Source organism: Methanococcus voltae, assembly GCF_024807655.1.
Taxonomy (GTDB): Archaea; AGJL01; Methanococci; order Methanococcales; family Methanococcaceae; genus Methanococcus; species Methanococcus voltae_D.
Genome location: NZ_JANUCR010000001.1, coordinates 292678 through 308605, shown reverse-complemented (window position 1 = coordinate 308605; position 15928 = coordinate 292678). Strand labels below are relative to the sequence as shown.

Sequence of the window (15928 nt, the reverse complement as noted above, 5' to 3'; positions counted from 1 at the left end):
TTGTGTAATAAGGTATAATCTTATAATCACATAATAATATTATAATATAAAATTAAAAATAATATTTTTGTTATAAGTTAAACAACTTATAATTTATTTTAAGAATTTTGGTATAGCTAAAAATACTCCTTTATGCACTTCTTCATCATAGTATTTAGTTTCCATACCGTATTTTTCCATTTTAGCAACAATTTCAGCCGTTTCAGTTTCTAACGGACTGTTTTGTTTTGATGCCAATGTGAAACTCCAAAATCCACTCGGGTATGTAGGAATTGAACATACCATCGGTCTTATAAATCCAAATCCTGCATCTTGCAAGTGTCCTTTAATTTTGGAAATAAGACTTTCGTGTAATAATGGGCTTTCTGTTTGCTGAACCATAACTCCATCGTCAGTTAAACATTTGTATAAGTTATTGTAAAATTCCATCTCAAATAAACCTGCTGCTGGTCCAACTGGGTCAGGACAATCTACAATAATTACATCGTACCGTTTTTCTGTTTTAGCAACGTCCGCAACATATTTAATACCGTCTGTTATGATAACGTTCACTTTTTCGTCGTCAATTTTGCAACTTAGGGTAGGCATGTACTTTTTACAAGCTTCAATAACCATACCATCTAATTCCACAAAATCAACATTTTCAACGGTTTCGTGTTTTAAAACTTCACGAACTGTTCCGCCATCTCCGCCACCGATTACAAGCACATTTTTAGGGTTGCCGTGTGTAAATAATGCAGGGTGGGATATTAATTCGTGATAGATAAACTCGTCCCTTTCTGTCGTTTGGTAAGTGTTTTCTAATATCAAGGTTTTTCCGTATTCGTAAGTGTCTATAACCTGAATTTCTTGATATTCTGATTTTCCAACATATAATATATCTTTAATTTTTGTGGATAAACTCAAATTTTCAGTTTGTGGTTCTGTATACCATGCGTCAAACTTCATTTTATCACCTTATTAATTAATAATTATCAATTATTCGTCCTTCTTTTATATCGAATTTCATTAGCATTATTCTACGATATTTCCTCTTTTAATGTCCATTACATCAATATGGCTAGGTTTTAAGAATTCTTTTAACGTGGTGATAGAATCTTCTGGTTCAACGTGTGCGCCACAGGTAAATACATCCATAGCCGCATAGCCTAATTCTGGCCATGTGTGTATACTAATATGGCTTTCTGCAAGTACTGCAACACCGGTAACACCTTGTGGTGAAAATTTGTGTGTTTTTACACATATTAATGTAGCTCCACAAGCTTTAACTGCATCAACTAACATTTTCTCAATACCTGGCTGGTCATCCAGAGCTTCCTTCTCGCATCCCCAAAGTTCGAGGATGATGTGTTTCCCTAACTGTTTCAACTATCTCGCCTCTTTTAATTTTTAAAAGGTTAATATTGTTAGTATTAGTTTTATTGATATTTGTTTTTGTGTTTTTATTGTGAATATCACTTAATTTCAAAAATTTGAATTTTCCGCCTGAATTAACTGATTTCGGTTGATTAAACAACATAGTTTCGAGTTCCTTTTAATTGGATTATTCATTTTTTGGATTATTAATATATTTAATCATATATTTTCTTATTTTATATATTTACATTAATGTATACAATTATAAAATATTTTTATTAAGTTATTTAGGTTTTATTATTTTAATTTTTAATAATTTTTAATAATAATTAGTATTTTACTATTTTATTTGTACCATAAAGCAGCGGCAGCAAATGCACATCCTACTTTTTCGACGGTATGTTCAGCAGCAATTGATATAATTTCATCAATTTCCCAGCCTCTCATTTCAAAGCCTTCTTTTGCCATTTCTCTAACTGTGTCTTCAGCTTCTTTTTTGCCACCAACACATTCATATTCCATAATTAAACCGCATAATTCTTTATCTTTTGGTATAGCAACGCTAATGGATGCAGCAACTGTTTCTCCTTTAACATCACTCATTTGATATCCATATGCTGTTGGTACTAATGAACCCATTGGGAGTTTAGGTAATGGTATTACCTCAGCTTTTGGGGGCATAATACTACTAATTCTTATTAAGTTAACGTTTGCGATACCTGACTGTATAAGGCACATATCGAAAGCGTTTAAAGCTATTTCAGCGTCTCCTTCGCCAGCTACTAATGAGATAGTATTTGGGGCGTTGAATGGGGAGTGTATTGCACTTGATTGCATCATATAACAAACACCTCATGTTTTATCATATTTTTGGCTATTTTTGTTTAGTTTTTTACAAAATGTCAATTAAAAAATAGATTATAAATTATATGTTATAATTTTAAATTAATTATCCCATTATATTATATAAATAATTCGGTCAAACACATAAATATGAATATAAACGGTTTATTTAATCAAAAAACTCTTAAAACTAAATAAAATTAAAAAATAACAATGTAGGGCTAAAAAAACAAATAATTGTATGAATGATTATACAATGTTAATTACATTTGCGTTATTTTCCACCATATAATCATATAAGTCCGAATAAGTGCTATTGGACGTCAAGAAATCGAAATTACCCACAAGTATAAGCTTACGTTTTGCACGTGTTAATGCAACATTTAATCTCCTTAAATCTGATAAAAACCCTATTTTTTCACTCCTTACAAAAGATACAACTATTATCTCATTTTCACGACCTTGGTATCCATCTATAGATTTTACTTTAACGTTAACGTTTCGACCATTGATTATTTCATTATCTTCAATCTCATCAGTTTCATATTTTGATAACATTTCTTTTATTTTTTTAACCTGTGCATCATATGGGCTTATAACACTAATTGGTAAATCATTTTTTAAGTAGTTATCAACGATTATGTCAACGATTTTTAATTCTGAAGTATTATAATATGATTTAAAGTCATCTCGCTTTTCATTACCTGATATATTAATTAATACAAGCGGATTATCATTAAATAATCCTTCCATAATTGAACCTAATTCTAAATTCAAATCTAAATTTGGATTTAAATCACTTAAAACTTGGTTTTTAACGGAATTATCACTAACAAGCTGATTATTATAAAATAACCCATTTGAAAAGCCCATTATTTTATCATTCATACGATATTGTATTTTTAAAATTTGTGAAAAATCCTTATTTTTCTTAATCATTCTTTCAAATAATGTATTTTTCAATTCTAATTCATCAGAAAGTACTGTGGGCGGTAATTGTTTATGGTCTCCTGCCATTATGATCTTATCACATTTTAAAGCAGTAATCAATGTGGAAGGTTCCATCGATTGACTACATTCGTCAATAACGCCAACATTAAATTCAAAATCTTCTAAATACTCACTTCCGGCCATTGAATTAGTGGCAAGAACTACATCAGAGTTTTCAATTATATCACAGATTATCTGTTTTTCAGTTTTTACAATTTTATCTTTGATTTTTGCGATTTTTTCATTACATTTTACCCATAATGCCATTTCTTCAATTTTTTGAGGTGGAATTCCTCTTATACGCTGTTTTAATTTGGCATACAATACTATATCATCATTAGTAAGCCCACGTCTAAATTTTGGGTCAGGACTTGGCATATCTTTTCTTTTTAGATATTCTCGCTCTAATAGTTCCCTTAATTTTACAATTTTAATATATAATTCGTGTTTTGTTATTTTGGAATGCAACGAGTAATCAATTAATTCTTTTGAAATTCTCGAAGGGTGCCCAATTCTAACAATTTTTAATTTTTCAAGTCCGTTTTTTCTGATATTATCTTTTTTAGGATTATTTTTAAAATTATTTTTAGGGTTATATTTCGCATCATATGTTATCTTTAATTTTTTAGCAATCTTTGGAGCTTTTGCCAAATTTTCAAGTATATTGTCAACCGCCGTATTTGAATCAGCGGTTGCAATAACGCTATTTCCCCGTTTAGATTCTTGTATAATTATTTCTGTAATCGTACGGGTCTTACCAGTTCCCGGGGGGCCGTGAACAAGATATAAATCATTAGACGTTAAAGCACTAATCACTGCTTCTTTTTGAAAATAATTTAAATTATTATCACAATATTCAAAATTTTCAATAATTTCAGTTGTTAATTTTTCAGTATTTTCCGTATTTTTAGTATTGATAGTCGATAAATTGATATCATTCTTTAAATCTAAATATTTTAATGTTTTTTCATCAATTGAGCAGTATTTTGGCTTTTCAATATTGATAATAATGTTTGCGATTTTTTTTCTTGTTATTTCAAACTTTTCAAGTGCTTTAACCATTCGTTTAAACGTTACATCATTAACATAAAGGTCAATTCTAACATCTTTTAAAGCCCATTTTGGTACACTTTCGACACTAACGTCAATATGATTACTACCTATTGCAATCACATTGCCATAAAAATCGCTTAAAAGTGGATTGCCTTTGCTAATAAGTATTACATCACCAACGGAAATATCAATTTTTTCAAATTTCTTTTTTCGACCGTATCGCACAATTTTTTCATTAAAAATCTGTTTTATAATTTTTCCATTTAAATTTAATATTGCACGACCGGTTTTTTCCCTTTTTTCACCCATTTTTTTAATTTCATTTCTATGGAAATTTATTTCATAATCTCGCTCTTTTTTAATTAGTTTTTTAAAATTTTCCGAATAACAACTTTTTAAATCCATAATCCACCTAATAAATTTATATCTAACTTATAAAATATATATTATATAATTAAAACCCTATATATTATTACAATTACCATTAAAATTATTGTCCTAGTCATCATTATAATATTTTGCAATTTTCATACAATATATAGTTATTTAATCGGTGAATTCATGAATCAAACCTCCAATCAAACCTCTAAAATTTTAATAATTACTGGAAAGCAAGCTTACGAGAGAGTAAGCAAGGCAGTTTTAAAATATGAAAATATCGACGTTTATCAGACAGATATATCAATAGCTGCATTTTTGACCCCTAATTTAATATTGAAAGCAATAAACAAATATGCTGACGATTTAAACATTCAAAGAAGTAAATTAGATACCATCTATGATTTCATACTGGTTACTGGATTAATTAGGCATGATTTAAAAATAATTGAGGAAGAAACGGGCATAAAATGTTATAAATCTACACGTGAAGCTTCAGATATACCCCTTTTAATTGAAAATTTGGATTATATTACTTTATCCACTAAAGATTATGCAGATGACCAAATATCTAAATATATAATAAAAGAAGCTGAAAAAGAGTTATTAAATGCCGAAGAATTGCCTTTGTATAATAAAAATAGTTTTAATTTAAAAAGTAATAAGTTAAAAAATGCTATTAAAATAGGAAACCTAAAAGTTGGGGATAAGTATCCTATGAGGGTTTTGGGCGAAATAGTACATACGCCCTGGTTATCAGACAAATCATTGGAAAATAAAATCAATTATTATCTTGATTCAGGGGCTGATATGATAGATTTGGGAATGGTTAGTAATGAAGATAATTCTAAAGATTTAAAAAGAATTATATCTATTACAAGAGATTTAACCGATAAACCCATAAGTGTAGATACTTTAAACACAAAAGAACTTATCGAAGCTATTAAATTAGATGCAGATATGATTTTAAGTGTAGATGAAGGTAATTCAGACGATTTAATACCTTATTTAACTAATTCAAATACTGCATCCGTTGTATTGCCTACAAACTATAAAACCAACGAAGTGCCTCATACAATAGATACTAAATTAGATAAGCTAAAATTAAATGTGGAAAAATTATTAAATAATGATTTAAAAGTAGTTGCAGACCCAATTTTGGAGCCCATTAATAATTTAGGCTGTAATTTTACAGACAGTGTAATTGCTTGTAAATTATTTAAAGAAAAATATGACTTACCAATGTTTTTTGGAATAGGAAACGTGACAGAACTTTTTGACGTGGATAGTAATGGTGTAAATGCTACATTATGCGCAATTAGTCAGGAAGTAGGTGGTAATATATTATTTACTCCAGAATCGTCAGATAAATGCAAATATTCTATAAAAGAGCTGAAAATAGCTTCCAAAATAACATTTTTGGCAAAGCTTAAAAATAGTCTACCAAAAGATTTGGGTTATACTTTAATTAATTATAAGGATAAAAAGAACGATGAAGAAATTTATAGTAAATCCGAAGAACTTAAATTATTGAATAAAATTAATAAAAACGATAATAAAGATAAATACAAATATGATTTAACAGAAAATGATATAATAATTGCAAAAGAGAACGACAAACAAGTTTTAGATAAAGGAAGCTTTAAAATAAAATTAGATAGGGAGAATTCAATCATCGTTGCAATATATTATGAATATGGATACCCTAAAAAGATTTTAAAAGGTAAAAATCCAAAAGAAATTTACGAAACCGCCCTTAGATTTAATATGATTACAAAAATGGACCACGCTGCTTATTTTGGTAAAGAATTAGAAAAAGCAGAAATTGCCTTAAAAATCGGAAAAAAATATAATCAAGACTTTGAACTATACTATAATGATTTTTGGGATTTAAAATTAAAATAATCTTATTAATAATTTTTTTATTATTTTTTATTATTTTTTAAAATTTTCAATTAACAATGAATATATCAATAAATAAAAAGAAAAAAAGATATGAGAATAAAGGTATGAAATGCAAGTTTTCAATTATTCTACTAATAATCTTGCAGTTTCAGGTGAGTATCTCCATGTAGCAGGTAATACTTTTGTACCTTTGTAGTATTTAACTAACCTTCTGATTTTTGACTCAATTAAGTGTAAACCTGTTTTTGAGTGTGTATCTCTTGGGTTATTTTCTAAATGGTTTCTTAAGTTGATAGCTTTTTTCATCAAGTTTAATAAATCTTCTGGAACTTCAGGGTAGAATCCAGCTTCTTTCATAATTGTTGAAACACTTTTTCCGGTCATTAACTTAACGTTAGGTATACCGTACATGTCTCTCATAATATTACCGATTAAAGCTGATTGCTTTCCTTCTTTTGCCATTTCTATGATTCTTGCTTCTACTTCCTCAGCATTCAAAATAACCCACGCAGGAACTTCTGTCCTCAAAGGTCTTGTTGAACTGGAGGAACCTCTTTTACCAGAGTGTAATCTTGCCATATTTATAACCTCTTTACATTCGTTGATGATTCCCAGTTCGAGTAGATGAATTACATATATATGTGTATAATTACATTACTTCTCGAATAAAATTTAATAGTTCAATCTTATATAAATAAATAACTAACAAAAAATAAAATAATAAAATAATAAAATAATAAGATAATAAAATAATAAAATAATAAAATAATAAAAACTTAAAATAAAAATTTTAATAATCTTTTTCATTAAGTCTTTTGATTCTACCAACACCATCTATTTCATTGATTACATCTACAACTGATTTAGGAACCAAATGCTCCCAATTTTCATTATTAAGCATTTTTTCCCTTATTTTAGTTCCAGAATATTCCGCTCGATTATAAAGTTCTGGTTTTTTAACAACATATCCTTTTTCAGTAAATAACTCCCTTACAAGGGAATTGCCAGTGTATACTTGATTGAAAGGCGGAGTAAGTGCTTCAACGCAGGAAACCCATATCGCATTAAAATCAATATCACTTATCGGTATCGTATAATATCGAATATTCAAGTTTTCAAGGGATTTTGATATCATCATCATACGTTCACCCGCAGTAAATGGGTCTTTTAAGCTATGGCTCCTTTGACTACTACCAATACCAATAATTAGCTCATCTACTTCTTGAGATATCTTTTTAATTATTTCATAATGTCCATTGTGAAATGGTTGCCACCGCCCAATAATCAATGCTCTTGTCGTGTGTTTCATAATTTACCTTTTTTAGTCTTTAATTTTCTTAAATTAAATGAAATATCTAACAATATTTTTATTCTTAATATTATTTTTAGTTTTGTTTTATAACTTTGTTTACGCAATTGATTATAAAAAATAAATTTAAAATAAATTTAAAATAAAGTTAAATTAAATATTAAGCAAAACATCCATATCCAATTTAACTTTATCTTTTTCAATAATTCCAATAATTTTAAATCCAGAATACTCTTCAATAGTCTTAAAAGTTTCTTCATAATATGGAATATCTTTTAAATCACAAACGCTGTTGATTATAATCCCTAATACGTTGACACCCCTGTTTTTCAAGAATTCTGTCGTTAAAATGGTATGGTTAATTGTACCTAAATCCGGTCTTGCAACCACTACGCAAGGTATATCTAACATTTTGGCAATATCTGCGACATAATAACCTTTTTTTAAAGGTACACAAGCCCCTCCAGCTCCTTCAACAACAATATACTCATAAATATTTTTTAAATATTCAAAAGATTCTTTAATTTTTTCAAAATCCATTTTATCTTCTGAATTTTCCACAATAGAGGATATGTTAGGGGACAATGGATTTTTAAAGTTAATCGGATTTACGATATCCACACTAACTTCTCCTCCCTCAACATTTTTCATATCTAACAATTTCATAATTTTGTTTGTATCAGGTCTACCGCCAGTTTCGACAGGTTTCATATACCCAGTTTTCTTAAATTTGTTGACTTTTGAGGCAATAACTCCCGAAACGTGCGTTTTTCCGATATCTGTATCAGTACCTGTAATAAATAGCATAACATCACCATGATTTGAGTTAATTAGTATATTTATTAAAAAAATAATAAACTAAAAATAAAAATAAAAATAAAGTTGATAGGTATTATATATGCGTTTTAACGTAATTATCAATTTCTTCCTTTAAATTGATAAAATCCTCTTTTTTATGGCATGATGTAATCGAAACCCTTATTCGTTCACTACCTCGTGCCACTGTGGGATATCTAATCCCTATACACTGATAACCAAGGTTATCCAAGTATTTAGACATTTTCATAGTTTCATTACCAAATATAAGGGGATATATCGGAGTTTCATGTTTATTATAATTATCTTCAAAATTATATGTATTTATCCCATACGATAAGCCACTAAAAATTTTATTTGCAATTTTTACATTTTTTTGTAATTTAGAAACATAATCTTTATTTTCAATTAATTCAAAAGATTTAATTGCTCCTGTAATTACATACGGAGGTAATGACGTCGAATAAATAAAACTACGTGATTTATTTATTAAATAATCTATCATTTCTGAATAGCTTGCTACATAACCCCCCAATAATCCATTAGCTTTGGATAATGTGCCAATTTGTATGACATTTTCATTAGCTTTGATTTTAAAATGTTTTAAAGTTCCTTTACCTTTTTTTCCTAAAACGCCGGTTCCGTGTGCATCATCTACGATTAAAGTACAATTAAAGTCATTACACAGTTTAAATAACTTATCAATAGGTGCAATATCTCCATCCATACTAAATACGCCATCAGTAATTATAAAAACATTTTCAAACTGCGAAATAAATTTTTCATCTTCAAGAATCTTTTTAATAAATTCTACATCACGATGAGGATATATGATTTTTTCAGCTTTTGAAAGTTTACACCCGTCTATAATTGAGGCGTGATTAAGGCTATCGCTTAGTATCAAATCTTTTTTAGCACATAAAGCACTTATTACTCCCAAATTAGTTGCATATCCTGAAGAGTATACGAGGGATGATTCAGTATCTTTAAATTTAGATATTGTTTTTTCAAGTTCTTCGTGATTGATATTTCCGGACGTTAAACGTGAGCCTGTAGAACCTGAACCATATTTTAAAGCATCCTTTATAACATTCAGTATCTCTCTATTATTTGATAAACCTAAATAGTCATTGGATGAAAAGTTTTTGGATATCTTTTCATTATTTTCTAAATTATCGACGTATTTATCATTATAAAAATTCTTAAAAGACCTGTATAAGTTATTTTTTTTAATATCATCTAATTCCTTATTAATTTTATTTTTTAACATATTATCCCATAATAACTAATATTTAATATATTAAATATGGTTTATTTTCTAAATTATCGATTAATTCTTTAAGTAATTGTTCATTTAAATTATATACGTAGAATACTCTACCACCAGTCTCTCCAGAATCTTTTAAATTTTTAACTCTAAAGTATCCGTCTTCTGTAGCTACATAACCTGTAGTGTATGAGGGATTATCTGAAGTGCATAATTCTGCAACAATGCCTAAATCTATTACTTTTGAAGCAATAGCTATTGCATCAACGGTTCTGTCAGTGTATAATTCATTTTTATTTATCTTATCCTTTAATCTGTCATCAGTATCTATATTTTTTACCCTAACGCCTTTTTCAACTTCTTCATTAAATGCAATATCCAATCGAGAGCCATCAAGGGATATTATTGCAGCTCCACGCATACCCCCTTCATCAATAATTTCAAAACCCAATTTAATTAAGAATTCACTTAGTACGTCATTTATATCAAATTCTTTAAATTTATTTTTTAATAAATCGTGAGCATAACGTCTTGAATTATCTTTGCAAGTCATTTCATAGTTTTTATTATTTATGGTGCCAATATTGTCCTTATTATAAACAATTGGGATGTGGGGTATTTTTTTAATTTTTTGACATACTTTTTCAACTTTCAAATTTATGAAATCAGGTATCCCATTTTCATGTGTAAGTGCACGATGTATTAATTCTGAAGCTACTTTTTCAATACCTTCGGCTTTTTCGGCTCTTAAGAGTCTTTCAGCACCCGAAATATGCTTTTTTTCATTCGAAGCTCTCATTTTCAGGCTATAGTATACTTTTTCATCTTCTTCGTTCATATTATCATCATAATCTGCTTTAACTTAATTTATGATATTGCATATATTATTTTTTATTACATTATATATTGTTTTCTAACCATTTATACTTTAATTAATATAATGTGTATCTTTTGATTATTTAAATATTATTTAAACAATATATTTAAATTTATAATTTTTTTAAACATATAGTATCCCCAAATATTCGCCATTTACCCCAATATCTGCGATTATATCCACTAATATATAATTTAAATTAAATATGGATTTACATAATTTGTCATTATTAATAATTGTAAAACTCAATGATTTGTCATTATTTTTCATTAAAAACATTTATAATGATTTATAATGTACAAATACTTATATATATTAGTTATTTTATACTATTATTCGCAATAATCGGTTAATTAGTAATGTAGTATATGTAGAAATAATTTTCATAAAATATAACTCTATACTATCAAAATATATCGATAATAAAATGTATTTTAGGTGATGTTATGATTAATTCAATAGAAAATGGATTTAAAAATTTTAAAAATGATATGTTAAGACCTTTTAGAGGAAATGGCACTGTTAAATTAGTGGCTTATGTAGTAGGGATACTTACTATTTCATCTATTGCAGTATAACGCTGATTTAGGTTTTTAATTTAATTTTTATCAATATTATAATTAATATTAATTAATCATACACCTATATTAGAGTTATAAATTGGATATTCATAAATTTTATTTATATAAAATTGGTTGGTTGTATTATATAAATTAAAAGATATGAATATCTCAAAAATAAAAAATAAAAATAAATATTAGACAATCATATCTTAAATTTGGTTATAAGTAATATATATGCCCATATGACGAAATGCCAAATATTATAGTATATCAGGATGTTAAAACTTTGAAATCACTATTGTGCTGTTATTATATAAAGGAAAAACACGATTTAGACTAATTTAACAAATATCTGTCAAAAATTAGTAAAAATAATTAACTAAAATAAATAAAGTAATTAATTTAAATATTGCAAAAAAGCAATCATAAAAGCAATAATAAAACTGTAAATATGTAAAATGCTAAATAATATACTAATTAATTAGTAAGTAATTAAATAATTGTTTAATTACTTAGGTTGGTTGATACAATAATCTTAAAATAATACTTTAAGATTAAAAATTTATAAATACACCGATTATTCAATTTATTTTTTATTTCTTTTTATTTCTTTTTATTTCTTTTTATTTCTTTTTATTTTTTTAATAAAAAGTTCAAGGTTTTAACTTAATTTAGTTTTTTACCCATATATGGACCTATGCGGTCATAACCTTGTTTTTTATAATATTCTCGGACTCCAATACCACTTGTTATTAATATTTTAGATTTTCCAAGGCTTTTTGCAAGTTTTTCAGCTTCTTCAAGCATTAATTTGCCATAACCCTTATGTTGCCAATTTTTAGTATCTTCTATTTTAGAACCTAATTCTTGTTGCTGCCCACAAACGTGCACTTGCCTTATTAAAGCGGTATTTTCATCTATTTCGGGTCTAAAAACACTATTCATATCTGGAATTCTAAGTCTTAAGTATCCGATTAATAAATCGTTTTTAATATCTTCATAGGTTATAAAGAATTCTTTTCCCCCGCTTGCTTCATATTCTTCAATAAGTAATTTTATACTTGAATTATCTGGTTTTATACCTTTTTTGTAGCAAACATGACCTACTTCTCTACATCTTATACATTTACACTTTATACCTTTCTTTTCGAGGTTATTATATACCAATTCTCCGAGATTACTCTTTTTAACGCCCTCATCAATAACTGTTGCAGGTATATCTCTTTGAATACGTGATGTCCTAATCCACTTCGGCATAATCGATTTACCATAGGTGATTAATTCAACCGCTTCTTCGTCAGTAATCGGTTTATATTCTCCTTTTTTCCATAAATCATATAATTCAGTACCTTCAATTACCAAACAAGGATAGAATTTTATTAAATCAGGTTTAAACTCTGGATTATTGAATACTCGCCTAATATTTTCTTTATCCATCTCTTCAGTCGTATGTGGTAAACCTGGTATGATGTGGTAAGATACTTTTAAACCACTATTTTTAAGACGTGATGTAGCTTTAATTGATTCAGAAACCGAATGACCTCTTTTTACAAAGTCTAATATCTCATCATACGTACTTTGAATACCTAATTCAACACGGGTAGCACCTAATTTTAACATTTCATTAACGTGTTCTTCTTTACAGTAATCAGGACGTGTTTCAATGGTAAGAGCAACACACCTATGTGAAGCAGTTTCATTTATTTTTTGAGCTTCTTCAAGTGTTTCAGAGATTACTCCATTCATAGCGTCTAAACAGCCTTTTATAAAGTTTTCTTGGTATGAAGTATCTCGAGCTGGGAATGTACCGCCCATAATAATGAGTTCCACTTTATCTGTGGGATGACCTACATTTTCAAGCTGTTTTAATCTTTCAGACGTTTGTACATATGGGTCAAAATTATACATAATTCCTCGCATAGTAGCAGGTTCTTTTCCCGTATAACTTTGGGGAACATCTCCGAATACGCTTTCCTTACCTCCGGGGCAAAAAGCACATTTACCGTGTGGGCAAGGTTCAGGTGAAGTCATTACAGCAACAACCGCAACACCGGAAAGTGTTCTAATAGGTTTTTTTCGTAAGATTAGCGATAGTTTCTTTTTTTCTTCATCTGTAGCAAGAGCAAGTACGTCGGAATTTGGGGGAAATCCTATATTTAAATTAAATTTCCGAAGACATTTTGCTTTAATATCTTCTACTCTTTGTTTTTTACGTTTTGCATCTAATTCGTCGATTTTTTCTTTATTAATCAATAATTCATCAATTAAACATCTTATAAATTTTTTGTATTCGTATGTTTTTTTAATTTTTGAAAGTTCGGAAGTCATCAAATCACCAAAATTAATAATGCTATATTTTAATAATAAAATACTAAATTAATAAAATAAATAATAACTTAATAAATTAATCTACACATATATTTAGAAAATATTTAAAATAATGTATAATACAACACTCTTATATAATTGTTATATATTTTTAGTATTTATGGTGAAAATTTGAAAAATAATAATATTGATAATATCGATAATACCAATATCTGTAATAGCAACAATAAAAATAGTAAAAATATATATTATATTGATGCACATTGCCATATGGAATATCGTAGACTAAAAAATAGGGATGAAGTAATAAATCGGGCGATAAACAACAATGTAAGAATGATTACAAGTGGGGAAAGTTTGGGTGGATGTAAAAGGGCACTCGAACTAAAAAAGAAATATCCCAAAGATATCGATATTACTATGGGATATCACCCCTCAAGAATAAAGTCAGATTGGAAAGTGGTTGAAGACACTTACAAATTTATTGAAAAAAATCAGGATTTAGTCGTAGCAGTGGGTGAAATAGGGCTTGATAGTGGGATAACAGCCCCTACGGATATACAAAAGCAAGAAAAAATTTTTAGAAAATATTTAAACTTAGCAATGGAACTTGATAAGCCGATAGTGATACACGCAAGAGGTTTTGAGGATAAAGCATATGATATAATTCAGGAAATTACTAAAAATGATTTAAAAATTATTTATCACTGTTTTAGTGGAAGTAAACAACTTGCAGAAGAATTAATTAATAATGATAATTATATTTCAATTTCAACACAATTATGTTTTTCAGATTATCATAAAAATTTAATAACGGAACTTTTAAATAAATATGGTATGGATTTGTTTAAAAATACGCTCTCGGAAACAGACAGTCCATTTGTATCGCCCGTAAAAGGGGAGCAAAATGAACCTTTAAATGTAATAAAGGTAATGGATGAATTTGGAAAAATTTATAATTCGGTATTTGATTCAACAAATACTAAAAACAACGAATATAATTGCAACGTTTTTAATAATATGAAAAACAAATTAGATAACAATGTTATTAATAAGTCTAATAATCCTGGTAATCATATAATTAATAATCAAGAAATTAACCAAGAAATTAACCAAGATGATAATCTAATTAAAATCGCTAAACTTATATATTCTCAAACTAAAAGATTATTCAAAATATAGGCGGGAATTAAAAAGTAAAGGTAAGCAGGTGAAAATATGGAACGTTGCAGATGCGGAAATTTCATAGCTAAACTACTTACAATAATCGACTCCAATGAAGTCCTAAATTCTCCGGAAGTTTCTGGAACTATGAAGGCTAAAGCTAATAGGGAACGTATAGATTTGTATTCTAAAAATCATACGGTTGCCATATTAAATATTCAAGGTACTGATAGCTATCAAATTTATTTTTTGAAGAAGAATATGCATATTAAAGATATAGAAGACGACTTGCTAAAATTTGGAGCTGTATTGAATCATGATTCTAAATTAATATTAAAAAATTACATTGAGATGATGAGCGATGAAGGACGCAAAAGGGATAGATAAAAAATGGGTTGTTTTGAATGATTTAACATTAGAACTTTCGAAGAAGAGACCTATTCCAAAAGAATATTTCGATAGATTAAGAATTGCAAATAATATTTTGACATATTATATTTTAGATGAACACGCAGATTTTAATGTATTAATGGATGCGGAAAAAGAAATATCTGTATTACAAGGTGCATTATTTGGTATGTGTGATGAGCAAACTGCAAAAAACTTTTTGGATAGACTCGGAAAAGCTTCAAGAGGAGAATTAGATGTCCAATTTCCTTTAAAACAGACTCTTTATAATCCAGAAGTTAAAAAAAGAAAGTCTACCGAAATTATTCGTGTAAAAATGCCCGTAGAACTGCATCCTGAAATTTTAGGAGAACTTAGTGAAGATAATGGTATTATATTTTCGCAAAGTAGTGAAGAAGACCTTAAAATACTCATTGAAGGCGAAAAGTCTAAAATAATGACTGCTTTAAAAGATTTGGCAGTAATCTGGAAGTTTAATAGTTTAAATTAATTAACTTATATTACTAATTATTAATTTCTATGATAAACTATAATATTTCTTTTTTACTTTTTTTTTTATTGATTAAAATATGGTTTTAAAATAGTTTTTTTATTTTAAATTAATCATTTAAATTTCTTAAAATGTCTTTTAAATTTTTCAATTATTCAAAAAAATAGAAAAATAGTATAAA

At 27.8% G+C, this 15928-nt stretch carries 16 protein-coding genes; 5 read left to right on the top strand and 11 right to left on the bottom strand.

Going from position 1 to position 15928, the window contains the following annotated elements:
- Nucleotides 1-93 precede the first annotated feature (93 nt).
- From speE to J3E06_RS01405, 5 genes are all read right to left on the bottom strand, one after another.
- Nucleotides 94-948 (bottom strand): polyamine aminopropyltransferase, encoded by an 855-nt coding sequence (gene speE / locus J3E06_RS01425; RefSeq protein WP_013180537.1) that lies wholly within the window; start codon nt 946-948, stop codon nt 94-96.
- 66 nt (nt 949-1014) lie between these two features.
- Entirely contained in the window at nt 1015-1368 is a 354-nt protein-coding gene (gene speD / locus J3E06_RS01420) for an adenosylmethionine decarboxylase (protein WP_013180536.1), read from the bottom strand.
- The gene (locus J3E06_RS01415; protein ID WP_157209403.1) at nt 1304-1519 is read right to left on the bottom strand and encodes a hypothetical protein; all 216 of its coding nucleotides are present in this window, start codon (nt 1517-1519) and stop codon (nt 1304-1306) included. The genes speD and J3E06_RS01415 overlap by 65 nt, the downstream gene beginning before the upstream one ends.
- A gap of 182 nt (nt 1520-1701) precedes the next feature.
- On the bottom strand, nt 1702-2196 hold the full coding sequence (locus J3E06_RS01410; RefSeq protein WP_013180535.1) for a pyruvoyl-dependent arginine decarboxylase: 495 nt from the start codon (nt 2194-2196) through the stop codon (nt 1702-1704).
- A gap of 252 nt (nt 2197-2448) precedes the next feature.
- A complete protein-coding gene (locus J3E06_RS01405; protein ID WP_013180534.1) occupies nt 2449-4647 on the bottom strand; it encodes an IGHMBP2 family helicase in 2199 nt (732 codons plus the stop codon).
- A 156-nt stretch (nt 4648-4803) separates the two neighbouring features.
- Between J3E06_RS01405 and J3E06_RS01400 the strand changes: the two genes are divergently transcribed.
- Nucleotides 4804-6525, top strand: coding sequence for a dihydropteroate synthase-like protein (locus J3E06_RS01400; protein ID WP_013180533.1), 1722 nt, complete (start codon nt 4804-4806; stop codon nt 6523-6525).
- A gap of 123 nt (nt 6526-6648) precedes the next feature.
- On the opposite strand, the gene J3E06_RS01395 is transcribed toward J3E06_RS01400, so the two are convergent.
- The 5 genes from J3E06_RS01395 to J3E06_RS01375 form a co-directional block, all read right to left on the bottom strand.
- Nucleotides 6649-7104 (bottom strand): 30S ribosomal protein S15, encoded by a 456-nt coding sequence (locus tag J3E06_RS01395; protein ID WP_013180532.1) that lies wholly within the window; start codon nt 7102-7104, stop codon nt 6649-6651.
- A 211-nt stretch (nt 7105-7315) separates the two neighbouring features.
- Entirely contained in the window at nt 7316-7834 is a 519-nt protein-coding gene (locus tag J3E06_RS01390; RefSeq protein WP_013180531.1) for a nicotinamide-nucleotide adenylyltransferase, read from the bottom strand.
- A gap of 153 nt (nt 7835-7987) precedes the next feature.
- Nucleotides 7988-8641: a dethiobiotin synthase gene (gene bioD, locus J3E06_RS01385; protein WP_013180530.1), complete on the bottom strand. Its 654-nt coding sequence runs from the start codon at nt 8639-8641 to the stop codon at nt 7988-7990.
- An 85-nt stretch (nt 8642-8726) separates the two neighbouring features.
- A complete protein-coding gene (locus J3E06_RS01380; protein WP_013180529.1) occupies nt 8727-9920 on the bottom strand; it encodes an aminotransferase class I/II-fold pyridoxal phosphate-dependent enzyme in 1194 nt (397 codons plus the stop codon).
- A gap of 22 nt (nt 9921-9942) precedes the next feature.
- Nucleotides 9943-10755 (bottom strand): 6-carboxyhexanoate--CoA ligase, encoded by an 813-nt coding sequence (locus J3E06_RS01375; protein ID WP_013180528.1) that lies wholly within the window; start codon nt 10753-10755, stop codon nt 9943-9945.
- A 485-nt stretch (nt 10756-11240) separates the two neighbouring features.
- On the opposite strand from J3E06_RS01375, the gene J3E06_RS01370 reads away from it, so the two are divergent.
- Nucleotides 11241-11372 carry a hypothetical protein gene (locus tag J3E06_RS01370; protein WP_013180526.1) on the top strand — a complete coding sequence of 44 codons (132 nt, stop codon included), beginning with the start codon at nt 11241-11243 and terminating at the stop codon, nt 11370-11372.
- A gap of 651 nt (nt 11373-12023) precedes the next feature.
- Here J3E06_RS01370 and J3E06_RS01365 read toward each other — a convergent pair.
- Complete coding sequence (locus tag J3E06_RS01365; RefSeq protein ID WP_013180525.1) at nt 12024-13685, bottom strand: tRNA uridine(34) 5-carboxymethylaminomethyl modification radical SAM/GNAT enzyme Elp3; 1662 nt, start codon at nt 13683-13685, stop codon at nt 12024-12026.
- A gap of 171 nt (nt 13686-13856) precedes the next feature.
- Between J3E06_RS01365 and J3E06_RS01360 the strand changes: the two genes are divergently transcribed.
- Genes J3E06_RS01360 through J3E06_RS01350 form a run of 3 tightly spaced genes read left to right on the top strand, consistent with a single transcriptional unit; the run spans nt 13857 to nt 15747 of the window.
- Nucleotides 13857-14867, top strand: coding sequence for a TatD family hydrolase (locus tag J3E06_RS01360; RefSeq protein ID WP_052297121.1), 1011 nt, complete (start codon nt 13857-13859; stop codon nt 14865-14867).
- Between the two features lie 36 nt (nt 14868-14903).
- A complete protein-coding gene (locus J3E06_RS01355) occupies nt 14904-15236 on the top strand; it encodes a DUF749 domain-containing protein (RefSeq protein ID WP_013180523.1) in 333 nt (110 codons plus the stop codon).
- Nucleotides 15211-15747 carry a DUF2096 domain-containing protein gene (locus J3E06_RS01350; protein WP_013180522.1) on the top strand — a complete coding sequence of 179 codons (537 nt, stop codon included), beginning with the start codon at nt 15211-15213 and terminating at the stop codon, nt 15745-15747. Before J3E06_RS01355 ends, J3E06_RS01350 begins: the two co-directional genes overlap by 26 nt.
- The last annotated feature ends 181 nt before the right edge of the window (nt 15748-15928 follow it).